The following is a 24,974-nucleotide window of genomic DNA, read 5'->3' as shown; positions in this document are numbered from 1 at the left end:
CGGCTCATGGTCAAATCCGCAGCCTGATCCTGTCTACCCGCAAGGGCGCACTCCAAAACACATCCCATGAGCTCAACAAGTTCGCGGACAGTCTTGCAGCGCTGCATGGCCTCGTCTGGCATCATGTCGCAATCATACTCGCGCTCGATCGCATTACCGATCAGCGTGAGGTCGTCGATCGTGAAGCCAATATCGTCGACCGTAGCGTGAGGCTCTAAAAGCTCGGGTTTGACTAGCCCTTCAGCGGCAATGATTTCGAGCAAACGGCTGACCAGTTCGACTCCTGCGGGATCAAGGTCGCCGGTTCCGGTCTTGTCATCGTGCTCTGGTTTCATCGTAGCTCCGAGGGGTGAGATTCAGACAACGAGTGCAGCACTGGAGCGTTCCGAAGTTGGTTGAAATCTCCTCGGAACAGAATCGCATTCTTCAAAGTTAGACACCCACTTCGCGGCTCAGTCCGCGCCAATTCAGGAGTGTCGGAAAATGAAAAAAACAATTCTCGTTTCGCTGATCGCGGCTTCGATGTCCTTCGGCGCCCTCGCCCAGACGAGCACGACCTCGCCGATGCCAGCTCCCAAGGCTGACGCTGACAAGAACGCACCGCTCCCGGGCGCCAATAGCTTCACCGAAGGCCAGGCCAAGAGCCGGCTGGAAGAGAACGGCTATTCGAGCGTCAGCGCCCTGAAGAAGGACGACAACGGCGTCTGGAGGGGCAAGGCCACGCACTCGGGCAAGCAGGTCAACGTCTCCGTGGACTACCGCGGCAACATCACCCGCAACTGATCCGTGCCGCTCGCACCCGAAAAACTGGAGAACGAAATGACCCGCACCATCACCCGTTCCTACGATAGCTACACAACCGCCCGCTCCGTCGTCGAACAGCTTGAAGCGGCCGGCGTGTCCAGCAATGACATCAGCGTCGTTGGTCGCGACGGTGACACTGGCGAAACCAACGCTGCAGAAGGCGCCGGCATCGGCGCGGGCGTCGGCGGCGCCGCCGGTCTCCTGGCTGGCATCGGCATGCTCGCCATTCCGGGCATCGGTCCGGTCGTCGCCGCAGGCTGGCTCGCCTCGACCGCCGCGGGTGCCGTCGCTGGTGCTGCCGCCGGTGGATTGGTCGGCTCCTTCGTGAAGGAGGGCCACGACGAGGACGAGGCCCACTACTATGCCGAGACCGTCCGCCGCGGCGGATCGGTGGTCTCCGTCCGCACGGCTCCCGAGCACGAGGCCGCCGTCCAGGCTATTCTTGATGGCGCTACCCCGATCGACCGCGCGACCCGCGAGGCCGATTATCGCGCAGGTGGCTGGTCCCGCTTTGATGAAAACGCCGATCCCTATCGCCCGCCCGTCGTGTGACCGCGAATAGCGAATGGCCCCGGTTTCCCGAGGCCATTCGCTATAAATCTTTCAGTGCCAGGTTGGTAAGAGCTTGGCAAAGCCGAATACTTGGCTTCCATGATTCGCGGAGGACAGCGTTGAAGGCCTATCTCAACGCGCTATCTCGTTGGTCCTGTCCGCTTTGGCTAATCGCCGTGGTCTCAGTCGCTTCCGCGGCCCCAGCGCGCATCGAGGCTGGGACGCTTCTTCCCAAATGTGAAGACAGCCGTCGAGAAGTTGCTCGAAAAGGAGAAGCGCTGCTCGTTAGAGAAGAAGTTGAGGCTCGGTTTGTCAGGGACAGGAGCTTTTGCCGCCCCACAGAAAAAGCTGTCCCCGCTTTCATCAAAAGCCAAGATCGGGAAATGTGTTTCGTGGGTTACGAGTGCCGCGATCCATAGCGCGAGGCTCTCGCAAGCGTCATCTAACCGTGGCCTTTAGCTTTTACCTAAATGAGTAAACTCATCCTGTACCGCGCCATGCGTACCACAGCGTTTCCTATCCGGTAAGCTCACGGAGAAAGAGCGGGCCCCGAAGGACCCGCTCACCCAATTCACACGCTCGACGGACCGAGCGCTTTCGCTATGACTGGCCGCCCTTTCGACCGGCCTCAGAAGCGCGCTCCCGATCGTTGGCAAAGTTGCCAGAACCGCCCCGCTGATTGTCCGCAGAACCCGACTGGGAACGATCCGACGACTGCTGAGACTGCTGGCCGCCGTGGCTGTTCTGCCCGCCCTTCTTACCGGCTTCAGAGGCCTTCTTCGGATCGTCGGCAAAATTGTTGCTAGCCATATCTCTCTCCATAGGTGGCTCCCCGGCGCGAGACCGGGGAATCTCGGGTTTGAGGTTTGGGAGGACCGGCCTAGCCGATCAGGAGATCAACTGGCGGCCGGTTGAGCAGTTCCTCCCCTACCGCGCCTTGAGCTGCTGCGTACTCTCACATCGCTCTCAGGAACTCTGCCGGCGGCAGCGTCGTTTATGCGACGCGTGGCCCCTCAGTGTCGCGCCTGAACCACGCAGAAGGGGACTGGCAGGCTGCTGGTCCCCTTTATCATGGCGTGCGTTAGTTCCCGGATGCCCATGCCGCGCGCTGCTGCGCCAGGGCTTCTTCCAGGCGCTCCTCCGACCACTGCTCGCGATACCGAGGCCATAGCTGTCTGAAGCGGGCCTTCGCCTCGTCGAGGCTATCGACGTAACCATGGAAATCGGCGCGCCTTGGCAGATTGCCCGGTCCCACGAAGAATAGCCATCTGCCCTGCGAGGTCGCTACCTCTCTGTAGATTCTGCCAATGATGTTCGCCCGCTCATCGAGCACGAGATAATCGTTCTCGTCTTCGCCCGGCCATGTCAGCCGCAGCCGGAATGCGCTCTCGTCCAATCGATCAGGCCTTGTCGCTTGGCGGCTTGGAAGCCTTCATCAGCCTGCGAAGCTGCTCGAACAGCGCGGGGCCATTGAGCTGGTGTGTCGGATAGCCCTCAGCCGATAGCGCTCGCTCAAGCTCGCGGATTTTCCCAAACCTGCCCGATCGCGCCAGCTCAAACGCTCGCTCTAATGCCGTTTTCATCGTGCAATGATGGAACACGTCAATCGTCGCACCGCGTTAACATTTGACGGGTTGGCTCGATCAGGAAATAGCACTCGTCCTCGTAATGGACGGGCGTTCCATCTTCGAGCGTGTACGAGGTCAAGCTTGTGCCTGGCCAATCGCGCCAGACAACGACGGTGTAGCGGTTGCCGTCCTCGTCCCTGCATCGCTCTCGATAAAGTTCGCGCTTCATGGCGCTATGGCGACGGGGCGGCAGCTCGGCCGGCTTTCTCAAGGCAACCATGGGAACACCTCACGCAACTCCCCGCCGCTGATTCAACAGCGGCTGGGCTGCGGTGTTCCTGTAACCCCGAGCAGCATCAAATCGTGGATAAGTTACCTAACGTAAGAAATCGGCAACGGGTTGGCGTTAATGTGCCGCCAACTTCGGGGATGCCTACATGAGCTGGACGCTGGGAATGCCGCAGGGCCGGATGAAGATCGGCCACGCTATCCGCGTAACAGATGGCATCCTGGAGGCGGACCTTCGCTATCAGCGAAACGCCGAAGGAAAAGAAATATGGCTTGATGAAAAGGGCCGCCGCCTCAAGTGGCAGCCCACGCATTGGCGGCCAGTCAAAGACTATGGCGCCGCGCAATCCATGAATGAGCTGCTCTAGGCGCCCGAGGTCGACGCTGACTGCGCTGCGCTGCCATCTTGGCCGGTCAATCCCGCCGATGTCTGAATGTGGAAAGCGGCTTCCGCGCTTATGACGACAGCGCTGCCGTTTCGGCGCGACAGTCGATGCGCGGCTTCTATGGCTTCGTCGATAACGGGTGAATGGCCATAATGCTCGCCGGTTGCGTCGCGCACCGCCCATTCTGAGCCCACCCGGCAGACCGTCAAAACTTGCGCCATGATGATTGCGACCCTGGAAGCCTGGCGAGAGAAGCCGCGCCCTGTCGATTAGTTCCAACCGAATCGATTCTGGTTCAGGACAGCCCCATCGGCAGATCCTAAATGGGAGGCGGGCAACCGGAACGATTCAATCTGCCACCCGTTGGCGACTCGTTTCGTTGCGTGGGTTATGTCCAATGTGTGCGCGTCGGGTTCTCAGGGCCGGGCTGGGCGTCGATACCGTCAAGGGACCGGCGCGGCGGAGAAAGCCCGAGCGCGATCTGTTCGCGGACCCGATGCCCGATCTGGTTGAGCCCTGCCTGGCGCAGCTCCAGAGCAAGCCGCCGGTTGGCGATGATTGGTCTTTCGAAGTGAAATGGGACGGCTATCGGCTCGCTGTCCATATTGAGCGGGGCCGGGTTCGCATCATCACACGAGGCGGACATGACTGGACGACGCGCTTTCCGACCATCGCCCATGATGCTCGCGAGCTGGGCCTGGATAGCGCCATTCTCGACGGCGAAGCGGTCGTGCTCGATGAGCGCGGCGCGTCCGATTTCGGGGCGCTCCAGCGTGCGCTAGGTGGCCGAGGCGGCAAGCGCTTCGCCTCGGAAGCCCGGCTTTATGCGTTCGATCTGCTCTATCTCAACGGCCACGATCTGCGCTCCCTGCCGCAAGCCGATCGGCGCGACATGTTGGCGGATGCTCTCGCGTCTCAGCCACATGGCTCCATCGGCATGAGCGAGGACATCGACGCGGACGGCGCCGCCTTCCTGAAGCTCGCGTGCGAGATGGGCCTAGAGGGCATTATCGCAAAGCGCCGATCGGCTCCCTACCGATCAGGCCGGGGTGGCGAATGGCTGAAGATCAAGTGCGTGCAATCCGAAGGCTTCGCCATCATCGGGTATGAGCCATCCCGAGCTGCGCTTGGCGGCATCGGCCGGCTGCTGCTTGGCGCGATGAAGGATGGTGCGCTGGTCTATGTTGGCGGCGTCGGAACCGGCTTCACGGCATCGAGCGGCGGCGCGTTGCGCAAGCAGATGGCGAAGCTCGTCACCGACAAGCCGGCCGCGACCGGGACAGGGCGACGCAAGGAAGCGGTTTGGATCAAGCCCGAGCTTGTGGCAGAGGTCGACTTCCGAGCCTGGACTGATGACGGCAAACTGCGGCACGCATCGTTCAAAGGGCTGCGCGAAGGCGAGGACGCTGCCGACGTGTTCGAAATGACCGGAAGGTGAAGGATTTTCAGCCGGTGGGGTAAATGGTGGGGCGAGAGCCAGTCGCCTCAAAAATATCTGAGCAAAATCAAAGCGCTAGGCTGGAAGAGTGGCGGACAGGGAGGGATTTGAACCCCCGATACCCTTGCAGGTATGCCGCATTTCGAGTGCGGTGCATTCAACCACTCTGCCACCTGTCCGCGGTCGCCTTCGATCGAAGCGAGGCGCTTGTTACACAAGCAGCGCCCGGGGGGCAAGCCTCCCGGACAGGAGAATTCCACTCTTCACAGCCGCTTTCGCTTGACCTCCCCCGGCCTTGCGACTATCGAGCACCGTCCGGCGTGGGGAAACCCGCGCCCGATCTCTTTTGGCATGTGCGCTGCGTCGCATGCCGGCAAGAGCAAGCCAGACCACGCAATCGACTGCCAAAAAGCCGTCCCACGGGCTCCCATCCGGAAGCCGCGACAGGACGGGGCCGAACATGGAGGACAAAATGTTCGCAGTCATCAAGACCGGCGGGAAGCAGTTCCGCGTCACCGCCAACGACAAGATCACCGCTGCCAAGATCGAGGGCAACGCCGGCGACACCGTCGCGTTCGATTCGGTGCTGATGCTCACCGAGGGCGAGAAGACCACGCTCGATGCCAAGGCCCTTTCCGAGATCACCGTCGTCGGTGAGATCGTCGAGCAGGCCCGTGGCGAGAAGGTCATCGCCTTCAAGAAGCGCCGCCGCCAGAACTCCAAGCGCAAGCGCGGCTTCCGCGCCGAGCTGACCGTCATCCGCATCACCGACATCCTCACCGGCGGCAAGAAGCCGGAGATGAAGAAGGCCGATGCCGCCACTGCTCCGGTCGCCGCCAAGGCGAAGGCTGCGCCGAAGGCCGCCAAGGCCGAGGCTGGCGAGGAGGCTGAGAAGCCGAAGAAGGCCGCGGCCAAGAAGGCCCCTGCCAAGAAGGCCAAGGACGAGGCGTCCGAGGCCTGAGACCGGGTTTCCCGGCGCAGCTAATCCGCGCCGGATCACCATCGCCGAGACTGATCGTCCCGGTCTGTCGCTCCTGACAGAATGGTGCTCCGGCATTTCGTATCCGAGACGGGTGGCTTTCGCCGCCGATTCGGGTTAGAGAGACACGACAGTTTTTGAGGTAGGGCGTTATGGCTCACAAAAAGGCAGGCGGCTCGTCGCGTAACGGCCGTGATTCTGAAAGCAAGCGCCTCGGCGTGAAGAAGTTCGGCGACCAGGCGGTCGTTTCCGGCAACATCATTATTCGTCAGCGCGGCACCAAGTGGCATGCCGGCGCCAATGTCGGCATGGGCAAAGACCATACCCTCTTTGCGACGACGAATGGCCGAGTCCGATTCACGACGAAACTCGGCCGAGCTTTCGTGAACGTAGTCCCGGCCCAAGAGGCCGCAGAGTAAAAGGCGGATAGGGAATTCTCTCGATCCGCCGGTTCCATCGAACCGAACGGATCAAGGGTTAAAAGGCCCGAATAGGGTCTCCCGAAGGTCAGCGAAGGGGAGATGGGACCAAAGTCCCAGCTCCCTTTTTTTCGTTTGCGCCGACGGAGAGACGACATGTTCCCCGAACTGACCCGCGACGATGTCTTCCGGCTCGAGACCCGCCGTCTCTGGCTGCGTTGGCCCCGCATGGCCGATGCCAATGCCATCCTGCGCCTGGCCGGTGAAAAGGCGGTGGCGGAGATGACGGCATCGATTCCCCATCCCTACCCGTCCCAGGCGGTCGAGCCCTTCGTCTTCGGCGCCCGCAAGGGCAATGCCCTGGGTGAGCACCTCGTGCTGGCGATCACGCCCCGTTCGAAGCCGAACGAGCTGATCGGCATGATCGGCGCGCACAAGCAGGCCTCGGGCGTGCCCTTCATCGGCTACTGGCTCGGCACCCCGCACTGGGGCAAGGGCTACGCGACCGAAGCCGTGCAGGGCCTGATCGACAGCCTGTTCTCGCTGATCGACCTCGCCGCGATCGAGGCGGATACCCGCGTCATCAACCCGGCGTCGCGGCGGGTGCTGGAGAAGTCAGGCTTCCGGGCCGAGGGCTCCTTCCTCAAGTCGCTGCCGGCGCGTGGCGGGCTGTTCCCCTGCGAGCAGTTCCGGCTCGACCGCTCGACCTGGGCGGCGCTGAAGAGCTGGAGCGCCAGCGGCTGGGCCCATGCGCCCGAGCTGGAGCCCGAGGAGGAACCGGTGCGCGGCCAGCCGGCGCTGGGCATGCCCGCGCGCCGCCAGCAGGAACAGGCCGAACCCTGCCCGGCCTGAGCGCTTCCGGACCGGAAACGAAGCGATCTCGAGGGGTGGCGGTCGATGACCGCCGCCCCTTTCTCTGTGGGAAGGCCCACGCTCGTTAAAATGCGAGCGAAACCGGTCATCTTTGCTGAAAACCCCGGCTGCTAGCCGTGGCGCACTCTGGGGAAACGGAGTGTGCCTTGTGAAAGCCAAGACGACGCAGATTCGCGAATTTTTCAGTTCTTCCTTGCTGGCCCAGGCCTTTGCCGGCTGCTTTGTCGCAACCCACGTCCCGATCATTGCCATCGCGGCCTATGTCGCATCCGGCGCGGCGATCAGCGCCCAGGCGATCCTTGTCATCATCCTTCTGGCCACGATCGTCGGCACCGCCTTTGCCTTCATCGTGATGCGGCATCTGCTGCTGCCGGTCGGCGAGCTCGCACGCGGCCTCAAGAGCTACCGGGTCGAGGGCCGTATCCCGCGCCTCGCCAAGCTGCGCAACGACGATGTCGGCCGCCTGACCGACGAGGTTCGCGCGCTCATCAATACCCTCGAGGAGAAGCTGAACCGCCTGAAGCGGCAGGCCTTCTCGGATACGCTCACCGGCCTCGGCAATCGCCGCTGGCTCGCCGAAGTGGTCGGCTCCGAGATCGCGCGCTCGCGCCGCGAGCAGAAGCCGCTTTCGGTCATCGTGCTCGATATCGACCACTTCAAGAGCATCAACGACACGTTCGGCCATGATGCCGGCGACGAGGTCCTCGTCGCCATCGCCGAGACCATGAGGCGCGTGCTGCGCCCCTATGATCTGGTCGCGCGCCTCGGCGGCGAGGAGTTCTGCGCCTTCCTGCCGGGGACGGGCCTCAAGGAGGCCATGCAGATCGCGGAGCGCTTGCGGGAGGCCATCGCGGAACTGCGGATCGAGACGCTCCGGGGCCGGTACGTCACCGCGAGCTTCGGCGTGCACGAGGCCCATCTCGTGCGCGAGCAGTTCAAGGACATGCTGCGCATCGCCGACGAGTATCTCTATCAAGCCAAGGGCGACGGCCGGAACCGGGTGCAGACCATCGAGGCCCGACCGGCGGTGATTCAGACCGCGCCGGCATCCGCCAGTCCTCCCGAAGCCTGACGGCCGGGAAGCGTCCCAAACGAAAAGGGCGGCCTCACCGGCCGCCCTTCTTTTTCGATCACTTCACGAAGGTACCGTGCAACTCGTCCTCGATATGCACGCGGATGATCTCCTCGAAATTCGCCTCCGCCTTGAAGCCGAGCGCCAGCGCCCGCTGCGGGTTGAAGTTCCGCGGCCAGCCCGCGACGATCTTGTCGATCACGGGATCGGTCTCGCGGCGGATGCGCTTCACCACATTCTCGCCCGCGACCTTGCGCAGGGTCTCGATCTGCTCGGCGACGGTGCAGGAATAGCCCGGCATGGTCAGCGCCCGGCGCGGGCCGATCGCGGCCGTGTCCATCGTTGCGGCATGGACGAGGAAGCCTACCGCCGAGCGCGGGCTCGCATGCCAGTGGCGGACCTGGTCGGAGACCGGCAGCACCGCCTCCTCGCCGTTCAGCGGCTCGCGGATGATGTTGGAGAAGAAGCCCGAGGCCGCCTTGTTCGGCTTGCCCGGCCGCACGCAGATCGTCGGCAGGCGGATGCCGACGCCGTCGAAGAAGCCGCGCCGCGAATAGTCGCAGAGCAGAAGCTCGCCGATCGCCTTCTGCGTGCCGTAGCTGGTCAATGGCGTCGTGAAGAACTCGTCCTCGATCTTGTCGTGGAAGGGCGCGCCGAACACCGCGACCGAGGAGGTGAAGACCACGCGCGGCTTGTAGCCTTCGGCATGGCGGATCGCCTCGAAGAGATAGCGCGTGCCGTCGAGATTGATCCGGTAGCCCTTGTCGAAATCGGCCTCGGCCTCGCCCGAGACCACCGCCGCGAGATGGATGATCACCTCCGGCCGCGTCGCGATCAGCTTCTCGGATTCGCCGTGGTTTGAAAGATCGGAGACCACCGCCTCGAAATCGAAAGGCGCGGCCGGGGGTGGCGAAGCGACGACGACGTCCTGCGCCGTTACGCGGGTCACCGGCTTGCCTCCGAGCTGGCCGTCGCGCGCCAGCCGCTCGATGAACTTGCGCCCGACCATGCCGGCGCCGCCGAGAACGAGAATATGCATCGGATCTGTCCTGAAGGTTCGGATCATGCGCGCCGAAGCGCGTTGACTTGAAACGGAAATCTCGGCGTCATCCCGGGACGGCCCGGGATGACGTGCAGCTCAGGCAAGCGGCACTCGCCTCAGAGAGCGAAGCCGCCATCCGCCAGATGGATCTGGCCGGTGGTGTAGCTCGACTCGTCCGCCGCGAGATAAACCGCGAGCCAGGCGATCTCCTCGGCCGTGCCGAGACGCGCCATCGGCTGGCGGTCGATGAAGGCCTGCCTTGCGGCGGCTTCGGTCGTCTTCGTCGCTTGGGCAAGGTCCTTGATGCGCTGGTCGAGCGAGGGCGACTGGATCGTGCCGGGGCAGATCGCGTTCGCGCGCACGCCCTTCTTGATGTAGTCGGCCGCGACCGCCTTGGTCAGGCCGATCACCGCGGCCTTGGTCGCGCCATAGGCATAGCGGTTCGGGATGCCCCGCACCGAGCCGGCGCCTGAGGCGATATTGACGATCGAGCCCGAACCCTTTTCCAGCATGCCCGGCAGGAAGGCCTGGATCGTGCGGTGCATCGACTTGACGTTGAGGTCGAAGGAGAAATCCCAGGCCTTGTCGTCGGTGTCGAGCACCGTGCCGTGATGGACGAAGCCGGCAGCGTTGACGAGGATGTCGACGGGCCCGACCTTCTCGGCGAAGGCATTGACCGCCTTGCTGGAGAGCACGTCGAGCTTGCGCTTCTTCGCCTTCGGAATGCCGTCCAGCAGGGTGACGTCCTTGTCGGTCGCCCAGACGGTGGCGCCTTCGGCGACGAAGGCTTCGGCGATGGCCCGGCCGATCCCCTGCCCCGCGGCGGTGACGACCGCGACCTTGCCCTTCAAACGTCCTGCCATGCTCGTTTCCTCTTATTGCCCGGCTTTTGCGAAAGTCTTGCGCATATGGGTCAGCCGCCGGTCGGCCATGTCCTCATGATGCGTGATGGAAAAGCCCAGCCGCTCGTACCAGCCGATGCGCTGGGTCAGCTTGGCATGGGTGTAGAGATGCACCGAAGCATAGCCGAGCGCCTGCGCCCGCTCCTCGGCAAAGGTCATCAGCGCGGCGCCAAGCTTGCGGCCGCCGGCCTCGGGCGCCACGGCGACGCTCCAGACGGTGAAATCCTCGGGCTCGATATCGAGCACCAGCGCAGCTTCCAACTCACCGTCCTCGCCTTCCGCAAGCCAGACCTCGTGCTCGGCGACGACCTGCGTGTAATCGGCGATACGCGGCAGCGAGGGCACGCCGATGATGCTCTCGTTCGGCGTATAGGCCGCATTCTTGAGCGCGAGGATCGCCGGGATATCAGCCAACCCGGCCCGGCGCAGCGCGACCGCGCCGACATGGCCGCCGGTCTGGTTGAAAGCCCCGAGCGAGAGCCTCTGCTGGCCCTGCCCATCGAAATTCGACGGCGCCAGCCAGCGCCGGAAAGCCTGCGCCCGCACCGGCCATTCGCCGTCGAGAATCGAGAACCAGGCGGTGTCGCGATTTGCGCCCTTCACCACCATGTGCTGGCGGAACAGGCCTTCGTACAGGAAGCCGAAGCGCAGGGCGGCCCGCTTGGAGGGCTCGTTCCGGTTGTTGCACTTCCACTCGTAGCGGCGATAGCCGAGCGAAAAGCCGTAATCGCCGACGAGATAGATTGCCTCAGTCGCCGCGCGCGTCCGCTGCAGGGCCGGGGAATAGGTGATCCAGCCGACCTCGAACACGCCATGCTCGGGCCGGATCTCCATGATCCAGAGATGGCCCTTGGCCTTGCCATCGGCCTTGTCGATCACGGCGAGCGGCACGATGCCGGCCTTGGCCACCATCGAGTCGAGCAGGGCGCGGTACTCGTCCTTGCTCTTCGGCGGCGCGGCCGGCAGCCAGTCCCAGACATCGTCGCGCGCGACATCGCAGGCCCAGATATCGTCGATATGCCTGGCGACATCGAGCGGCTCCAGCCGGCAATACTGGCCTTCCAGAACCTTGGCCGGCGGGAACGGTGGCGCCTTCCAACCTGCGGGAACCGTGGACTGGGCGGGCGGTGCGATCATCGGCATCATGGCTTCGTCATCTCCTGCCAGCCGGCGAGATCGGCGGTCACGGTCCAGCTTGCGCCCAATTCGTCGCGGATCGCCTCGACGATGGCCGCACCCTCGGCCTCCCAGGCCAGTTGTTCGACGGCGTCGGGAAAGCGCGAGCGCGCCTCGTCATCCTCTTCATAGATCGCGTCGAACGCGTCCATCCAGGCTTCCAGCCGGTCCGCGAGATCGTCCGAAAGTCCGGCATCATCGGCGTCGATGGCCTTGCGCCGGCCTTTCGCGTCGATCGTCCAAAGACCGCTATTCCCGAGCCAGGCCGGGGCGACCAGGAGCGTACCGCTCATGAGCGCTCCGCGAGGTCTTTGGTGAAGAACGGATTCAACGGCGCCGAGGGACCGTTGCCGGCAAAGCCCCGGAAGCTGCCCTCCTCCGCGATCAGGCGCGTCGCCTCGATGAAGGCGGCCCAGGCCGCCCGCGCCAGCGCGCCGCCAATAGAGATGCGGCGCGTGCCAGTCGCCGCAATATCCGCAACGGACAATCCGAAGTCGCCATAGATCAGCGTGTTCACCGGCTTGCCGCCAGCCGCCGCAACGATCGCCGCGATATCGGCCGGGGTCTTCGGGCCGGGCGCATAGAGCACGTCGGCGCCGGCCGCCGCATAGGCCTCGATCCGCCGTACCGATTCCTTCAGCGGCTCGGCATGGCCGGTCAGGAAACACTCGGCGCGCGCCGTCAGCACGACGCCGGAGCCAGTCTCGTCGATCGCCTTGCGCGCGGCCTTGATCCGCTCGACCGCAAGCTCGAAGGGGTAAAGCGGCTCGTCCTGGCGCCCGGTCGCATCCTCGATCGACAAGCCCGCGACGCCGGTCGCGACGCAGAGCTTGACGTTGGCAGCGACGCCATCCGGCGTATCGGCATAGCCGTTCTCGAAATCGGCATTGATCGGCAGATCCGGCACCGCCTTCACGATCTCGGCGATGTGAGCGAGCATCATGTCACGCGGCACGTCCTGGTCGGCGCGCCCCTGCGTGAAGGCATAGCCGGCGCTCGTCGTCGCCAGCGCCTTGAAGCCCTGCCCGCGCAGCCAGCGGGCCGAGCCGAAATCCCAGGGGTTGGGCATCACGAAGCAGCCGGCCTCGTGGAGCTTGCGGAAGGCTTCGACCTGCGGGCTCTGTGCCATGGTTTAAATCGTTTCAAATGGAGGCGGGAGAAACGCCTGCCATAGTGTCGAGGGTCGTATCGTTTGTCAGCCCCGTTGGGCGCGCGTCGCGCAGCGAACGCCGATGCACGGGCGGAATGGCGTGGGGCATGGCGCGGGCGAAAGTGCGCCGATGAAATGTGTCATCCCGCACGCGCTGCGGCGCGAAGTGCCGCTGCGCAGATGCGGGATCGTACGACGAGAAGGCGCCTTTGCCGCGCTCGAGACAGTGCCCTTTCCGAGTGGCGGTCCCGTGTCTGCGCCGCGACATTACATGCCGCAGCGCGCGCGGGAAGACACCCTTCAAAGCCCAGTCGAACGCGGCAACCCGCTCAGTGATTATCGCGCGGGATGCCGAACTTCTTGTGGATCTTCTGGTACTTGACCGCCGGCTTAAGGACCATGCCCTCGGAGAGCTCGTCGACGATCTTGCGCTGGATCTCCTGCCAGGGCGTCTGGCTCTTCGGATACTTGTAGCCGCCCGAAGCCTTGAACGCCGCCCTGCGCTGCGCCAGCTCCTCATCCGAAATCAGGATGTTCGCCGTGCGCTTCTTCAGGTCGATACGCACCTTGTCGCCGGTCTTGAGCATGGCGAGTCCGCCGCCGGTCGCCGCTTCCGGCGAGGCGTTGAGGATCGAGGGCGAGCCCGAAGTGCCGGACTGCCGCCCGTCGCCGACGCAGGCGAGCGCGGTGACGCCCTTCTTGATGAGATAATCCGGCGGCCGCATATTCACGACCTCGGCCGCGCCGGGATACCCGATCGGGCCGACGCCGCGGATGAACAGGATGCAGTGCTCGTCGATGGCAAGCGCCGGATCGTCGATGCGGTGATGGTAATCCTCCGGCCCGTCGAAGACGATGGCGCGGCCCTCGAAGGCCATCGGGTCCTTCGGATTCTCCAGATAGCGCTTGCGGAACTCCGGCGTAATCACGCTGGTCTTCATGATCGCGGAATCGAACAGGTTGCCGGATAGGTTGAGGAAGCCCGACTGGGCCTTCATCGGCTGGTCGTAGCTCTTGATCACCTCGCGGGCGATCGAGAAGGCGCCCTTGCAGTTCTCTTCGAGCGTCTTGCCGTTGGCGGTGATCGCGGGCTTGAGCTTGCCCTTCTCGATCAGCTCCGCGATCACGGCGGGCAGGCCGCCGGCGCGATAATAGTCCTCGCCGAGATATTCGCCGGCCGGCTGCAGGTTCACCAGCAACGGGATCTCGTAGCCGATCTTGGTCCAGTCCTCGTTGTCGAGCTTGACGCCGATATGCTTGGCGATGGCGTTGACATGGACGGGCGCATTGGTCGAGCCGCCAATCGCCGAGTTGATGACGATGGTGTTCTCGAAGGCCTCGCGCGTCAGGATCTTCGAGGGGATCAGGTTCTCCCAGACCATCTCGACGATGCGCTTGCCAGTGAGATAGGCCATCTCGTAGCGGTCGCGATAGGGCGCGGGGATCGCGGCAGCGCCGGGCAGCGTCATGCCCATGGCCTCGGCCAGCGAGTTCATGGTCGAGGCCGTGCCCATCGTGTTGCAGTGGCCGGCCGACGGCGCCGAGGAAGCGACGAGGTCGACGAAGCCCTTATAGTCGATCTCGCCGGCCGCCATCATCTGGCGCGCCTTCCAGACGATCGTGCCGGAACCGGTGCGCTCGCCCCGGAAGGAGCCGTTCAGCATCGGCCCACCCGGCAGCGCGATCGCCGGGATGTCGACCGTCGCGGCCGCCATGATCTGGGCCGGCGTGGTCTTGTCGCAGCCCGTCGTCAGCACGACACCGTCGAGCGGGTAGCCGTAGAGGATCTCGACCAGCGAGAGATATTGCAGGTTGCGGTCGAGCGCCGCGGTCGGCCGCTTGCAGGTTTCCTGGATCGGATGGATCGGAAATTCGAAGGGCACGCCGCCCATCTCGCGGATGCCGTCGCGGACGCGCGAAGCCAGCTCGATATGGTGGCGGTTGCAGGGCGCGATGTCGGAGCCGGTCTGAGCGATGCCGATGATCGGCCGGCCCGACTGCAACTCCTCGCGCGACAGGCCGAAATTCATGGTGCGCTCGATATAGAGCGCAGTCATGTCGGCGTTGTCGGGATTGTCGAACCACGCCTTCGAGCGCAACTGCTCGGGCTTGATGCGCCGAACCGGCTTCTTGCCGGGGGTCTTGCCGGGTGCCTTGGCCATCCTCGTTTCCTCTCGTTCGGCGCGGCGCTGTCGGCCGCTTGCCGATCTCACATTCAAACGATTTGAGACTAGCCATCATGCCCATAGCCCGCGGCTCGGCAAGGCCCAATCTGGCTGATAGTCATACTATTTAATCATGCTGTATGCAGCATGCAACAATCCTGCGATGCGCCGCCCGCGCTTGCCAGCCGTGGCGGTTTGGCGCCAAGACAGGGTTAGCCGGCCGCCGCGCCAGAGCCCGAGGAAACGCGCCATGACCCTTCACGTCGTCCCCTCCTTCTCCCGCATCGGCGAGGAGAACGCCTTCGCCGTGCTGGCCCGCGCCACCGAATTGCAGCGCCAGGGCAAGGACATCATCAATCTCGGCATCGGCCAGCCGGATTTCTCGACGCCCGACCATATCGTCGAGGCGGCGGTGAAGGCCTTGCGCGACGGCCATCACGGCTACACCCCGGCCAATGGCATCCTGCCCCTGCGCGAGGCGGTCGCGGCCGACCTGCACAAGCGCTTCGCGGTCGAGGTCTCGCCCGAGAGCGTGATGATCGTGCCCGGCGGCAAGGTCACCATGTTCATGGCGATCCTGATGTTCGGCGAGCCCGGTGCCGAGATCCTCTATCCGGATCCCGGCTTCCCGATCTATCGCTCGATGATCGAATATACCGGCGCGACGCCGATCCCGGTGCCGATCCGCGAGGAGAACGGCTTCGCCTTCTCCGCCGAGGAGACGCTGGCGCTGATCACGCCGAAGACTAGGCTGCTCATCATCAACTCGCCGGCGAACCCGACCGGCGGCGTCACGCCCAAGGCCGAGATCGACAAGCTCGTCGCGGGCCTGACGAAGTTCCCCGATGTCGCCGTGATGTCGGACGAGATCTACGACCAGATGGTCTATGACGGCGAGAAGCATGTCTGCCTGCTGAGCTATCCGGAGATCCGCGACCGGCTGATCCTGCTCAACGGCTGGTCCAAGACCTATGCGATGACCGGCTGGCGCCTCGGCTACTCGGTCTGGCCGAAGCCCTTGCTCGACAATGCCCGCAAGCTCGCGGTGAACTCGCATTCCTGCGTCAACGCCCCCGCGCAATGGGCGGGCTTGGCGGCGTTTACCGGCCCGCAGGACGCGGTCCATATGATGCTGGCGGAGTTCGACCGGCGCCGGAAGGCAGTGGTCAAGGGCCTGAACGGCCTGCCCGGCGTCTCCTGCATCGAGCCTCGGGGCGCGTTCTACGCTTTCCCGAACGTCTCGCAGACCGGCTGGAAGGCGAAGAAGCTGGCTTCGGCGCTGCTGGAGGAAACCGGTGTCGCCACCATCGGCGGCCCCGATTTCGGCGTCCATGGCGAGGGCTATATCCGCCTCTCCTATGCCAACTCCCTTGAGAATATCGAGAAGGCGCTGGAGCGGATGAAGACCTTCCTCAGCACCGCGAAGGCGGCCTGACCATGGTCACCTGCTACCTGCGCTACGTCATCGATCCCCACAAGCTCGATGCCTTCGAGGCCTATGGCAAGCTCTGGATCCGGCTCGTCGAGAAATTCGGCGGCAAGCACCACGGCTATTTCATGCCGTCGGAGGGCGTGTCGAACGTCGCGCTCGCGATGTTCAGCTTTCCCTCGCTCGCGGCCTATGAGGATTACCGCAAGCGTTCGTTCGACGATCCCGAATGCCAGGCCGCCTTCGCGATGAACGAGAAGGAGCGCTTCATCATCAACTACGAGCGCTCGTTCTTCCGGCCGGTCTTCGAGGACGATCAGGGCTACAAGCGCGCGCCTTGAACGCGTCCTTCAGTTCCGCGCGCTGGCGGTCACGCCGGGATCGACCTTGAAGCTCGAGGCCTCGATCACGGCGGTGCCGATCATTGTCTTCACGGAGATGCGCACCGGCACCATCACGTCGGTGCCCGCGATCGGCGCGAGCCAGGTCGTGATGTCGCGATTCTCCGCCATGAACTTGGTGCTGGGCCGGAGCGCCCGGTGGCCGGCGATCGGCACATAGCGCGCCTGGCAGATCGAGACCGGGCCGCTATAGCCCTCGAGTTTGACGTTGCGGGTGCCGGCGCTCGTCAGCTTGATGTCGTAGCGCGCCGCGCCGTCGAAGATCGGCAGCGTGCGGTTGCAGGCGCCATCCTTGCCCTTGCCGTTGACCGGCATCAGGAAGGCGCTCAGCGGATCGACGATATTGCGCTTGTGGCTGTCGTTCAGCGGCACGCGATCGGGCTTCTCGTCGATCGGCGGCTCGATATCGATTCCGGCGACGCTGCCCTCGGCCAGGGCCATCCGTACCGTCCGGCTCTCGCTGGAATTGGCGGAGCTCACCGCGAAGGTCTTCGGCGCAAGCCGGCCGCCGACGAGCACGCCCGTCGCCGCGCCCGAGCCGCGCCCCCCCGTGACGCCCCCGGCGATTCCCGTCAGCTTCGCCGACATGTCGAGCTTGTAGCCAGAATTGTCGATGCCGCCGCTGAGGCTCGCCGTGCCCAGGGTGATTCCCAGGAGCGAGACGTCATAGCGCGCGTCGAGCGAAGCCGCGTTGGCCCCTGCGGCCAGACCGGCGGCGAGGACGAAGCCTGCGAGGGACGATGCGACGGCGGACTTCATCCATTGTCTCCGGAAGGCGCGATCCTGCGCTGAATGCACTCTGAATCGGCCCGAATCGTGACCGTCTTCCCCGCGCGGCGAAGCGACGGCCGGTTGAAGCATCGGACCGCGATCTTTACACCCCGTTAACGCTGAAGGCCATGTGAACGGCCTGCCGGAGTTTTCCTTGACGCAAGCTCCGCCCTTGGCTATGGAACCCCCGACTTCAAATTGACTTCCGGTGCTCGCCGGCACGTCGCGTGTCGGTTTTTTTGTTTGAGCGCCCCCGGGAACGTAAGGAACGATACCATGGCCCGCCGTTGCGAACTGACCGGGAAAGCCACCCAGACCGGCCACCTCGTCAGCCACTCGAACCGCAAGACGAAGACCGTCTTCCGTCCGAACCTCGTGAACGTCACGCTGCAGTCGGACGCGCTCGGCCGTTCGGTGCGCCTGCGCGTTTCGGCCAACGCCCTGCGTTCGGTCGAGCATCGCGGCGGCCTCGACGCCTTCCTGCTCAAGGCTTCGGCCGGCGACCTCTCGACCGGCGCTGCTACGCTGAAGCGCGACCTCGAGAAGAAGCTCGCCGCCAACTGAGCGGTCAGCCTTTTCGGGTTTGAAGGAAGCGGCCGCAAGGCCGCTTTTTTCGTTTGGGACTTGGCTTTGTCGTCATGCTCGCCCTTGTGGCGAGCATCCACGTCTTGAACACCGCTCCCGATGAAGGAGACGTGGATGGTCGGGACAAGCCCGACCATGACGCCGGTTACGGAATCAGCTCGAACTCCAGCAGAACCGTGCGCTGGAGGAACGAGAAATTGTCGTCCGAGATCAGGGTGAGGATCGTGCGCCCCTCCTCCAGATGGACCGACAGCCCCTCCATGTTATCGATCTCGAAGCCCATATCGGCCTCGATCAGGCGCGTTCCATCCACCAGCGCACCTGGCCGGATGTCGCGCCCGGCGATTCGCCTGATCCGCATGCCGACACCGCGCAGCGGCTGATACCAGCGCTCCAGCACCAGCATGTCGCCGGAGGGCAGGAAGGCGAGATCGGTGATGTCGTAGCCGTCATGCCGGGCGAGCTTGAACAGGCCGGGCTGCGGACCGCCGAGGAGCGCGCCGAGCGTCGGCTCGTCCTCCTTGCCGGAACGCTCCGCGATGGCGACCAGCGCGCCCTTAAACGGCCCCGCAGGCATGACGCCGAGCGCCTCCAGCCCGCGATTGCGCGGCAGGCGCTTCAGCTCAGGCGGCAGCGGGACGGGCCGCGCCCGCGCCTCGACGCCGTCGCGGGCCCAGTCGAAACGGGCGATCTCATGCTTGCGCTCGATCCCGACATAAGCCGCGCCGTCATGGATGCAGAGGCTTTCGGTGTCGTAGAGCCCCGAGCGGGTCAGCGGCCGGCCGGAGCCACCGAGAATCGCCGCCATCTCGACATCTTCAAGCCCGGTCAGCTTGCCATTGCTGGAAGCGACCTTCGCGGTCAGCCAGTAGCCCCGATCCGACACCGCCACGAGATCGCGCCCGCCATTCAGGCGCGCCAGTCCCGAAAGGCCGCCGAAGCGCGGGTGGCCGGACGAGAGCACGAGCCCGCCCCGGAATTGCAGCGCGCCGAAGCGGCGCTGATCCGGCCGTCGCGGTTCGAAAGCCGCGATCGGCCGCGCTGATATCCCGACAGGGAAGCGGGTCTGCTCGATCGCCTGCGCGACACTGGGCAGCGCGAGCGCGCCGAGCCCTGCCAGCGCAGCGCGGCGCGTGAGACGCATCAATGCCCGCGGCGCTTGGAGCCGGAACCGCCTGGACCGTCCTCCTCGAACAATTCGGCGAGCTTCTCGGTCATCACGCCGCCCAGCTCCTCGGCATCGACGATGGTCACGGCGCGGCGATAATAGCGCGTCACGTCATGGCCGATGCCGATGGCGATGAGCTCGACCGGCGAGCGCGTCTCGATCTCGGCGATGACATGGCGCAGATGCCGCTCGAGATAGTTGCCGGCGTTGACCGAGAGGGTGGAATCGTCGACCGGCGCGCCGTCCGAGATCACCATCAGGATCTTGCGCTGCTCAGGCCGGCCGAGAATGCGCTTGTGCGCCCAGTCCAGCGCCTCGCCGTCGATGTTCTCCTTGAGCAGTCCCTCGCGCATCATCAGGCCGAGATTCTTGCGTGCGCGCCGCCAGGGCGCATCCGCCGCCTTGTAGATGATGTGGCGCAGATCGTTGAGGCGGCCGGGATTGGCCGGCTTGCCCGATTGCAGCCAGGCCTCGCGCGACAGGCCGCCCTTCCAGGCGCGGGTCGTGAAGCCGAGCAACTCGACCTTGACGCCGCAGCGCTCCAGCGTCCGGGCCAGGATGTCGGCGCAGGTCGCCGCGACCGTGATCGGCCGGCCGCGCATCGAGCCGGAATTGTCGATCAGCAAGGTGACGACCGTGTCGCGGAAATTCGTGTCCGATTCCTGCCGGAACGACAGCGGCTGGAACGGATCGAGGATGATGCGCGGCAGGCGGGCCGGGTCGAGCGCGCCTTCCTCCAGATCGAACTCCCAGGTGCGGTTCTGCTGCGCCATCAGGCGCCGCTGCAGGCGGTTGGCGAGGCGCGCCACCACGCCCTGGAGATGGGCGAGCTGCTTGTCGAGATAGGCGCGCAGGCGCGTCAATTCCTCGGCGTCGCAGAGTTCCTCGGCCGTGACGACCTCGTCGAACTTCTGGGTATAGGCCTTGTAATCGGTCTGCGGCCGCTCGTTGCCGCGGCTCTCGCGCGGACGCGGCGCCTCGCCGGCCTCCTCGGATTCAGAGTTCTCGTCCTCCTCCTCCCAGTCGCCGGCCGGAGCGTCGGTCGCCTCGGAGGCGCCGTCCTGCAGTTCCTCGGTCGCGTCCTCGCTGACCTCGACCTCGGAACGGTCGGCGCCGCTCTCCTGCTCGGATTCACCGTCCTGCTGCTGCTGGTCTTCGGAGGACTGGTCCTGGTTGTCCTCGTCCTCGTCCTGCTCGTCGCCCTGTGCCGTCTGCTCGGCCATGTCGAGCGCGGCCAGCATGTCGCGCACCGTACGGGCAAAGCCGCGCTGGTCCTCGATCGTCTTGGTCAGCCTGTCGAGATCGCCGCCGGCCTTGGCCTCGATCTGCTCGCGCCAGAGCTCGACGACCTTCTCGGCCGCCTTCGGCGGCTTCAGGCCAGTCAGGCGCTCGCGCACCATCAGCGCCAGTGCATCCTCCAGCGGCGCATCGGCCCGATCGGTGATCTCCTCGTAGCGGCCGCCGCGATGATAGCGGTCTTCCAGCATCGCGGAGATGTTCCCGGCCATGCCGGACATCCGCCGTGCACCGATCGATTCGACGCGGGCCTGCTCGACGGCATCGAACACGGCCCGCGCCGCATCGCCCTCAGGCGCAGCGCGGCGGTGGATCGCAGCATCATGGCAGGCAAGGCGCAGCGCCATCGAATCGGCATGGCCGCGCAGGATCGCGACATCGCCGGGGCTGAGCTTGCGCGGCGGCTCGGGCAGGCGCGCCCGCTCGCCGACGAGCGACGGCTTGTCGGCGGCGAAGACGATTTCCATCTCCGGCTTGCGCGCGATCGCCTTCATGGCGCCGGAGATCGCCCGCTTCAGCGGCTCGGCCGGAGCCTCCTTCGGCGTTCCTGGCTTGCGGTTCGAGATGGACAAGACTGAGGCCGTCCTCTGGGTTCCGTGACTGTTACCGCGACCGGCCGTCGTACTGGATCGACTGGAGCTCGGTCGGCTCCACACCGGTTAGGCAACGCACATTGATCGCGACCGTCGGCGTCCCGTCCGGCATCGCGCCGCGCGCGAAGGACTCGATGCCGCAGGTCTCGCAGAAGAGATGCTGTATCTTCTGCGTGTGAAAGCGGTACTCGGTCAGCGCATCCTCGCCCTTGGTGAGGGTGAAGGCGCTGGCGGGCGAGAATGTGAGGATCGAGCCGCGGCGCTGGCAGTAGGAGCAGTTGCAGGTGATCGTCTGTCCGAGATCGGCTTCGACCTCGTAGGCGACCCGCCCGCAGTGGCAGCTTCCCTGATACTGCGCCATGGCTCGTGCCCTTCTGTTAGCTGAGCACCACGTTCGCGGCGCTTTCCGGCAGTTCCTTGCCGAAGGAGCGCTGGAAGAACTCGGCCACCAGCGTGCGCTCCATCTCGTCGCACTTGTTCAGGAAGGTGACGCGGAAGGCGAAGCCGATATCGCCGAAGATCGCCGCGTTCTCGGCCCAGGTGATGACCGTACGCGGGCTCATCACGGTCGAGAGATCGCCGTTCATGAAGGCGTTGCGGGTGAGATCGGCGACGCGGACCATCTTGTTGATGACGTCCTTGCCGTCCGGCGTGCTCTGATAGTGCTTCGACTTCGCCAGGACGATGGCGACCTCGTTGTCATGCGGCAGGTAGTTCAGCGTGGTGACGATCGACCAGCGGTCCATCTGGCCCTGGTTGATCTGCTGGGTGCCGTGATAGAGGCCGGACGTATCGCCGAGGCCGACCGTGTTGGCGGTGGCGAACAGACGGAAGGCACCGTGCGGGCGGATGACGCGCTTCTGGTCGAGCAGCGTCAGCTTGCCGGACTGCTCCAGCACGCGCTGGATCACGAACATCACGTCCGGGCGGCCAGCATCGTATTCGTCGAAGACGAGCGCGATGTTGTTCTGCAGCGCCCAGGGCAGGATACCGTCCTGGAACTCGGTGATCTGCTTGCCTTCCTTCAGCACGATCGCGTCCTTGCCGACGAGGTCCAGGCGCGAGACATGGCTGTCGAGGTTGACGCGGACGCAGGGCCAGTTGAGGCGGGCCGCGACCTGCTCGATATGGGTCGACTTGCCGGTGCCGTGATAGCCCGAGATCATGACGCGGCGGTTATGCGCGAAGCCGGCGAGGATCGCGATCGTGGTGTCGCGGTCGAAGCGGTAATCCGGGTCGAGGTCCGGCACATGCGGATCGGCTGCGGAATAGGCCGGCACCTCGAGATCGGAATCGATCCCGAAAGTCTGGCGCACCGACAGCTTGATGTCGGGCAGGCCGGGCGCAGTCGTCGTCGTCATCATCTTGTCTCCAGGCAAAGGGCCATGACCGGAATTCGCCGGGTAACCCAGAGCCGACCGAGGAGGGAGGCGGATCGTCCCTCATTAGAGCGAAAGACCGGAAGCGGCAATTCGCAAAGCTGCACCCCGGCCCACGCAAAGGGCATGCCGGCTCAGTGTCGCGCGCGGGCAGCGGCAGCGGCGAGAAGCTCTCTCACGATAGCAGCCGAGCGGGTGGCGCCATCACGATCGATGGACAGGGCCGGTGACCGAAAGCCAATCGCGTCCCCGGCAGCGTCCGCCAGCGCCACCGCATCCCCGACGAAGTCGCCCGACAGCCGGAAGCAGCGCGCCAGCCCCGCCCGCTCCATCGCCTCGGCCCGGACGGTCTGCTCGGTCTCGTTGCCGGCATCGAAGGGCACGACGATCGCCGGCCGCCCGGCCGCGACGAGATCGAGCACGGTATTGTACCCGGCCTGGCTGATCGACACCGCGCAACCGGCCAGTAGCGCGGGGAAGTCCGGCCGCGCCCGCTCGATCACGACCCTTCCGGGCGCCTCGAAAGCGAGCCGCCCGATATCGTCTTCCGCCATGCCGCGCCCGGCGAGAAGCCGCCAGCGCCGCCCGGAGCGGTCGAGCCGTGCCGCCGCGACGGCACAGGCGAAGAGCGGCAGGGCCGCGGCCGAGCCGCCGCCGGAGACGATGACCTCGTCATTGTCCTGCGCGGTGCCGACCGGCCGGTCATCAGCGAGATAGCCGGTATAGCGCAGCTTCGCCGCAAGCTCCTCGCCCACCGGCCACGACCGGTCGAGCGGCAGGAAACCGGCATCGCCATGGACGAGAACCGCGTCGAATATCCCGGCGATCCGCTCCTCGGCCTCGACGATCCGGTCGGGCCGCGGCGTCACCAGCACGTCGCGCACCGAGGAGAGCACGAGCGCCTCGGGCCGCACCGCCTTCACGGCCGCGATCAGCGCCAGGAACTCCCCGGCCAGCTGCCGCCGGCCGAAGGGGAAATGCTCGACGATCACGACATCCGGCCGCAGTCGCGCGGCCAGCTCTTCGAGCCTGGCGATGCGTGCAGTCCTGCGCTCCGGATCGATCGGCTCGCCTGCCTCGTCGAGCAGCGTCCGGAAATCGGTGCCTTCGGTCCTGATCGGCGGCAGCTGCACGAAGGCAAAGGGCTCGCCCTCCATCGCGCGCAACGGCATGCCGCCGCTGGCCAACGTCACCGAGAAACCACCCTGCGCCAAAGCCCGCGCCAGATTCGCCGCGCGAACCAGGTGGCCGCTGCCGAGCAGATGTGTCACCGCAATCAGGACGGAGGCGCTCATGCACCCTCCCCGGCCGAGCGCTTCAGCATCGCCGCAACCCGGTCGAGCCCGGCCTGCGCTGAGAAAGCTTCCGTCAGGCGCGCACAAGCCGCCTCACCCAACATCGCACGCTTTTCGGGCGCACCGGCAAGTTCGCCCAACGCGACGGCCAGAGCGGCGACATCGCCCGGCGGCACCAGCAGGCCCTCGACGCCCTGACGCACGAATTCCGGTATCCCCGCGAAATCGGTCGCGACGATCGGCAAGCCCTGGCTCGCTGCCTCCATCACCACATTGGGCAGGCCGTCGCGGTCGCCGTCCCCGGCCTCCTTCGAGGGCAGCACGAAGAGATCGGCCGCCCGCAGAGCGGCGATGACCTCGTCCTGCGCCTTCGGTCCAGCCCAGGTGACTTTGTCGTCGAGGCCGAGCGCCTGCGCTTGCACTTGCAGAGCCTTAAGCTTCTCGCCGCCGCCGATATGCGTGAGGCGCCAGTTCAGCGTGCAAGGCAGCCTGGCCAAAGCTTCCAGCAGGTCGTCGAAGCCCTTCTTCGCGACCGCGCGCCCGATGGTGACGAAGCGCACCGGATCAGTCTCGTCCGAACCATCCCGCGCCGATCGCGGTCCCGGCGCCGGAAAACGCGCAAGATCGAGCCCGTGATAGAGCAGCGCGACCTTGTCAGGCCGGTCGGAGAGGCGTTCCAGTTCGCGATGCCCGTCGCGCGTGCAGGTCACGCCCCAGGCGGCGGAGGCGATCTTCTCGCGCTTCTCCCAATCCTGCGTCGTCCAGATGTCCTTGGCATGGGCTGAGAACGACCATGTCAGACCGCCGAGCAGGGCGGCATAGCGGATCACGGAAGCCGGCGTGTGCAGGTAATGCACATGCAGATGCCGGATATCCCAGGGCAATTCGCGCGCCATCACGCAGGCCTGCCCGAACCGGCGCCAGCGATTGCGCGTCCGGTCGCGGGCGAGATCACGCAGAAAGACTGGCAGCAAACGCAGCAGGCCCGGCCGCAGAAGAGCCGCAAGCAAGCCGTGCGCCACTCGCGCCGGCTCGTCTTGCAGATATTCCGGCAGATAACGCACCGGCGCGGTGATCTGATGGTGCATCAGGTGCTTCGCCGCATCGGTCGGATGGCGCAGCGACCAGATCTCGAAGGGCAGACCGCGCTGCTGCAGGCCCAGCAATTCCTGCGCGATGAAGGTCTCCGACAGACGCGGATAACCCTTCATCGCCACCGCGATGCGCGGCGCCATGCGCTCGG

At 65.3% G+C, this 24,974-nt stretch carries 27 protein-coding genes and 1 tRNA gene; 11 read left to right on the top strand and 17 right to left on the bottom strand.

Translation table 11 applies throughout. The annotated features are described in order from the left end of the window. On the bottom strand, positions 1–335 hold a 335-nt coding region (locus NUV79_RS22615), incomplete at its 3' end, for a phosphopantetheine-binding protein (protein ID WP_257735329.1). 148 nt (positions 336–483) lie between these two features. Here NUV79_RS22615 and NUV79_RS22610 point away from each other — a divergent pair. Then, a complete protein-coding gene (locus tag NUV79_RS22610) occupies positions 484–783 on the top strand; it encodes a PepSY domain-containing protein (protein ID WP_091862968.1) in 300 nt (99 codons plus the stop codon). A gap of 36 nt (positions 784–819) precedes the next feature. Then, positions 820–1,356 (top strand): general stress protein, encoded by a 537-nt coding sequence (locus NUV79_RS22605; protein ID WP_257735328.1) that lies wholly within the window; start codon positions 820–822, stop codon positions 1,354–1,356. A 600-nt stretch (positions 1,357–1,956) separates the two neighbouring features. Here the strand turns inward: NUV79_RS22605 and NUV79_RS25330 are convergent. Then, entirely contained in the window at positions 1,957–2,166 is a 210-nt protein-coding gene (locus tag NUV79_RS25330; RefSeq protein ID WP_091863018.1) for a con-10 family general stress protein, read from the bottom strand. Positions 2,167–2,437: 271 nt separating this feature from the next. Then, positions 2,438–2,752 (bottom strand): hypothetical protein, encoded by a 315-nt coding sequence (locus NUV79_RS22590; protein WP_257735327.1) that lies wholly within the window; start codon positions 2,750–2,752, stop codon positions 2,438–2,440. A gap of 609 nt (positions 2,753–3,361) precedes the next feature. Between NUV79_RS22590 and NUV79_RS22585 the strand changes: the two genes are divergently transcribed. Next, a complete protein-coding gene (locus NUV79_RS22585) occupies positions 3,362–3,580 on the top strand; it encodes a hypothetical protein (protein WP_257735326.1) in 219 nt (72 codons plus the stop codon). A 514-nt stretch (positions 3,581–4,094) separates the two neighbouring features. Next, positions 4,095–5,036 (top strand): non-homologous end-joining DNA ligase, encoded by a 942-nt coding sequence (gene ligD / locus NUV79_RS22580; RefSeq protein ID WP_308218242.1) that lies wholly within the window; start codon positions 4,095–4,097, stop codon positions 5,034–5,036. 89 nt (positions 5,037–5,125) lie between these two features. Here the strand turns inward: ligD and NUV79_RS22575 are convergent. Next, positions 5,126–5,215 (bottom strand) — tRNA-Ser (locus NUV79_RS22575). Positions 5,216–5,508: 293 nt separating this feature from the next. On the opposite strand from NUV79_RS22575, the gene rplU reads away from it, so the two are divergent. From rplU to NUV79_RS22555, 4 genes are all read left to right on the top strand, one after another. Further along, positions 5,509–5,997 (top strand): 50S ribosomal protein L21, encoded by a 489-nt coding sequence (gene rplU / locus NUV79_RS22570; protein ID WP_257735324.1) that lies wholly within the window; start codon positions 5,509–5,511, stop codon positions 5,995–5,997. Between the two features lie 170 nt (positions 5,998–6,167). Further along, on the top strand, positions 6,168–6,434 hold the full coding sequence (gene rpmA, locus NUV79_RS22565; RefSeq protein WP_199085184.1) for a 50S ribosomal protein L27: 267 nt from the start codon (positions 6,168–6,170) through the stop codon (positions 6,432–6,434). A gap of 156 nt (positions 6,435–6,590) precedes the next feature. Next, positions 6,591–7,286, top strand: coding sequence for a GNAT family N-acetyltransferase (locus NUV79_RS22560; protein ID WP_257735323.1), 696 nt, complete (start codon positions 6,591–6,593; stop codon positions 7,284–7,286). Between the two features lie 169 nt (positions 7,287–7,455). Next, complete coding sequence (locus NUV79_RS22555; protein WP_257735322.1) at positions 7,456–8,379, top strand: GGDEF domain-containing protein; 924 nt, start codon at positions 7,456–7,458, stop codon at positions 8,377–8,379. A 58-nt stretch (positions 8,380–8,437) separates the two neighbouring features. Here NUV79_RS22555 and denD read toward each other — a convergent pair whose 3' ends face one another. From denD to NUV79_RS22525, 6 genes are all read right to left on the bottom strand, one after another. Next, positions 8,438–9,418, bottom strand: coding sequence for a D-erythronate dehydrogenase (gene denD / locus NUV79_RS22550; RefSeq protein ID WP_257735321.1), 981 nt, complete (start codon positions 9,416–9,418; stop codon positions 8,438–8,440). Positions 9,419–9,537: 119 nt separating this feature from the next. Then, positions 9,538–10,284, bottom strand: a complete 747-nt coding sequence (locus NUV79_RS22545) for an SDR family oxidoreductase (RefSeq protein WP_257735320.1) — start codon at positions 10,282–10,284, stop codon at positions 9,538–9,540. Between the two features lie 12 nt (positions 10,285–10,296). Then, complete coding sequence (locus tag NUV79_RS22540) at positions 10,297–11,469, bottom strand: GNAT family N-acetyltransferase (RefSeq protein WP_257735319.1); 1,173 nt, start codon at positions 11,467–11,469, stop codon at positions 10,297–10,299. Continuing rightward, on the bottom strand, positions 11,466–11,792 hold the full coding sequence (locus NUV79_RS22535) for a hypothetical protein (RefSeq protein ID WP_257735318.1): 327 nt from the start codon (positions 11,790–11,792) through the stop codon (positions 11,466–11,468). Before NUV79_RS22535 ends, NUV79_RS22540 begins: the two co-directional genes overlap by 4 nt. Next, positions 11,789–12,628, bottom strand: a complete 840-nt coding sequence (locus tag NUV79_RS22530) for an isocitrate lyase/PEP mutase family protein (RefSeq protein ID WP_257735317.1) — start codon at positions 12,626–12,628, stop codon at positions 11,789–11,791. Before NUV79_RS22530 ends, NUV79_RS22535 begins: the two co-directional genes overlap by 4 nt. 350 nt (positions 12,629–12,978) lie before the next feature. Further along, complete coding sequence (locus NUV79_RS22525; protein ID WP_257735316.1) at positions 12,979–14,811, bottom strand: IlvD/Edd family dehydratase; 1,833 nt, start codon at positions 14,809–14,811, stop codon at positions 12,979–12,981. Between the two features lie 253 nt (positions 14,812–15,064). On the opposite strand from NUV79_RS22525, the gene NUV79_RS22520 reads away from it, so the two are divergent. After that, positions 15,065–16,249 carry a pyridoxal phosphate-dependent aminotransferase gene (locus tag NUV79_RS22520; RefSeq protein ID WP_257735315.1) on the top strand — a complete coding sequence of 395 codons (1,185 nt, stop codon included), beginning with the start codon at positions 15,065–15,067 and terminating at the stop codon, positions 16,247–16,249. Between the two features lie 2 nt (positions 16,250–16,251). Then, on the top strand, positions 16,252–16,584 hold the full coding sequence (locus NUV79_RS22515) for an NIPSNAP family protein (protein ID WP_257735314.1): 333 nt from the start codon (positions 16,252–16,254) through the stop codon (positions 16,582–16,584). Between the two features lie 9 nt (positions 16,585–16,593). On the opposite strand, the gene NUV79_RS22510 is transcribed toward NUV79_RS22515, so the two are convergent. Then, positions 16,594–17,403 carry a DUF3108 domain-containing protein gene (locus NUV79_RS22510; RefSeq protein WP_257735313.1) on the bottom strand — a complete coding sequence of 270 codons (810 nt, stop codon included), beginning with the start codon at positions 17,401–17,403 and terminating at the stop codon, positions 16,594–16,596. A gap of 288 nt (positions 17,404–17,691) precedes the next feature. On the opposite strand from NUV79_RS22510, the gene rpmB reads away from it, so the two are divergent. After that, a complete protein-coding gene (gene rpmB, locus NUV79_RS22505) occupies positions 17,692–17,979 on the top strand; it encodes a 50S ribosomal protein L28 (protein WP_257735312.1) in 288 nt (95 codons plus the stop codon). A 166-nt stretch (positions 17,980–18,145) separates the two neighbouring features. On the opposite strand, the gene NUV79_RS22500 is transcribed toward rpmB, so the two are convergent. From NUV79_RS22500 to NUV79_RS22475, 6 genes are all read right to left on the bottom strand, one after another. Further along, entirely contained in the window at positions 18,146–19,144 is a 999-nt protein-coding gene (locus tag NUV79_RS22500) for an esterase-like activity of phytase family protein (protein ID WP_257735311.1), read from the bottom strand. Further along, positions 19,144–21,036, bottom strand: coding sequence for a cobaltochelatase subunit CobT (cobT, locus tag NUV79_RS22495; protein ID WP_257735310.1), 1,893 nt, complete (start codon positions 21,034–21,036; stop codon positions 19,144–19,146). Before cobT ends, NUV79_RS22500 begins: the two co-directional genes overlap by 1 nt. Positions 21,037–21,067: 31 nt before the next feature. Next, positions 21,068–21,418 (bottom strand): GFA family protein, encoded by a 351-nt coding sequence (locus tag NUV79_RS22490; RefSeq protein ID WP_257735309.1) that lies wholly within the window; start codon positions 21,416–21,418, stop codon positions 21,068–21,070. A gap of 16 nt (positions 21,419–21,434) precedes the next feature. Then, positions 21,435–22,421: a cobaltochelatase subunit CobS gene (gene cobS, locus NUV79_RS22485; protein WP_374679316.1), complete on the bottom strand. Its 987-nt coding sequence runs from the start codon at positions 22,419–22,421 to the stop codon at positions 21,435–21,437. Positions 22,422–22,570: 149 nt separating this feature from the next. Next, positions 22,571–23,731 carry a glycosyltransferase family protein gene (locus tag NUV79_RS22480; RefSeq protein ID WP_257735306.1) on the bottom strand — a complete coding sequence of 387 codons (1,161 nt, stop codon included), beginning with the start codon at positions 23,729–23,731 and terminating at the stop codon, positions 22,571–22,573. Then, positions 23,728–24,966 carry a glycosyltransferase family 4 protein gene (locus NUV79_RS22475; protein ID WP_465246829.1) on the bottom strand — a complete coding sequence of 413 codons (1,239 nt, stop codon included), beginning with the start codon at positions 24,964–24,966 and terminating at the stop codon, positions 23,728–23,730. Before NUV79_RS22475 ends, NUV79_RS22480 begins: the two co-directional genes overlap by 4 nt. Positions 24,967–24,974 lie beyond the last annotated feature (8 nt).

This window comes from Allobosea sp. 47.2.35 (assembly GCF_024655635.1).
Classification (GTDB): Bacteria; Pseudomonadota; Alphaproteobacteria; order Rhizobiales; family Beijerinckiaceae; genus Allobosea.
The sequence above is the reverse complement of the archived record's forward strand: the minus strand, read 5'-3'. Positions and strand labels throughout refer to the sequence as shown.

What these genes read in the sequence shown, in the direction of transcription:
- NUV79_RS22610 (WP_091862968.1), top strand. Translation starts at nt 484, where the DNA reads ATGAAAAAAACAATTCTCGTTTCGCTGATCGCGGCTTCGATGTCCTTC.
- NUV79_RS22605 (WP_257735328.1), top strand. Translation starts at nt 820, where the DNA reads ATGACCCGCACCATCACCCGTTCCTACGATAGCTACACAACCGCCCGC.
- NUV79_RS25330 (WP_091863018.1), bottom strand. Translation starts at nt 2,166, where the DNA reads ATGGCTAGCAACAATTTTGCCGACGATCCGAAGAAGGCCTCTGAAGCC.
- NUV79_RS22585 (WP_257735326.1), top strand. Translation starts at nt 3,362, where the DNA reads ATGAGCTGGACGCTGGGAATGCCGCAGGGCCGGATGAAGATCGGCCAC.
- ligD (WP_308218242.1), top strand. Translation starts at nt 4,095, where the DNA reads ATGCCCGATCTGGTTGAGCCCTGCCTGGCGCAGCTCCAGAGCAAGCCG.
- rplU (WP_257735324.1), top strand. Translation starts at nt 5,509, where the DNA reads ATGTTCGCAGTCATCAAGACCGGCGGGAAGCAGTTCCGCGTCACCGCC.
- rpmA (WP_199085184.1), top strand. Translation starts at nt 6,168, where the DNA reads ATGGCTCACAAAAAGGCAGGCGGCTCGTCGCGTAACGGCCGTGATTCT.
- NUV79_RS22560 (WP_257735323.1), top strand. Translation starts at nt 6,591, where the DNA reads ATGTTCCCCGAACTGACCCGCGACGATGTCTTCCGGCTCGAGACCCGC.
- denD (WP_257735321.1), bottom strand. Translation starts at nt 9,418, where the DNA reads ATGCATATTCTCGTTCTCGGCGGCGCCGGCATGGTCGGGCGCAAGTTC.
- NUV79_RS22545 (WP_257735320.1), bottom strand. Translation starts at nt 10,284, where the DNA reads ATGGCAGGACGTTTGAAGGGCAAGGTCGCGGTCGTCACCGCCGCGGGG.
- NUV79_RS22540 (WP_257735319.1), bottom strand. Translation starts at nt 11,469, where the DNA reads ATGATGCCGATGATCGCACCGCCCGCCCAGTCCACGGTTCCCGCAGGT.
- NUV79_RS22535 (WP_257735318.1), bottom strand. Translation starts at nt 11,792, where the DNA reads ATGAGCGGTACGCTCCTGGTCGCCCCGGCCTGGCTCGGGAATAGCGGT.
- NUV79_RS22530 (WP_257735317.1), bottom strand. Translation starts at nt 12,628, where the DNA reads ATGGCACAGAGCCCGCAGGTCGAAGCCTTCCGCAAGCTCCACGAGGCC.
- NUV79_RS22525 (WP_257735316.1), bottom strand. Translation starts at nt 14,811, where the DNA reads ATGGCCAAGGCACCCGGCAAGACCCCCGGCAAGAAGCCGGTTCGGCGC.
- NUV79_RS22520 (WP_257735315.1), top strand. Translation starts at nt 15,065, where the DNA reads ATGACCCTTCACGTCGTCCCCTCCTTCTCCCGCATCGGCGAGGAGAAC.
- NUV79_RS22515 (WP_257735314.1), top strand. Translation starts at nt 16,252, where the DNA reads ATGGTCACCTGCTACCTGCGCTACGTCATCGATCCCCACAAGCTCGAT.
- NUV79_RS22510 (WP_257735313.1), bottom strand. Translation starts at nt 17,403, where the DNA reads ATGAAGTCCGCCGTCGCATCGTCCCTCGCAGGCTTCGTCCTCGCCGCC.
- rpmB (WP_257735312.1), top strand. Translation starts at nt 17,692, where the DNA reads ATGGCCCGCCGTTGCGAACTGACCGGGAAAGCCACCCAGACCGGCCAC.
- NUV79_RS22500 (WP_257735311.1), bottom strand. Translation starts at nt 19,144, where the DNA reads ATGCGTCTCACGCGCCGCGCTGCGCTGGCAGGGCTCGGCGCGCTCGCG.
- NUV79_RS22490 (WP_257735309.1), bottom strand. Translation starts at nt 21,418, where the DNA reads ATGGCGCAGTATCAGGGAAGCTGCCACTGCGGGCGGGTCGCCTACGAG.
- cobS (WP_374679316.1), bottom strand. Translation starts at nt 22,421, where the DNA reads ATGATGACGACGACGACTGCGCCCGGCCTGCCCGACATCAAGCTGTCG.
- NUV79_RS22480 (WP_257735306.1), bottom strand. Translation starts at nt 23,731, where the DNA reads ATGAGCGCCTCCGTCCTGATTGCGGTGACACATCTGCTCGGCAGCGGC.
- NUV79_RS22475 (WP_465246829.1), bottom strand. Translation starts at nt 24,966, where the DNA reads ATGGCGCCGCGCATCGCGGTGGCGATGAAGGGTTATCCGCGTCTGTCG.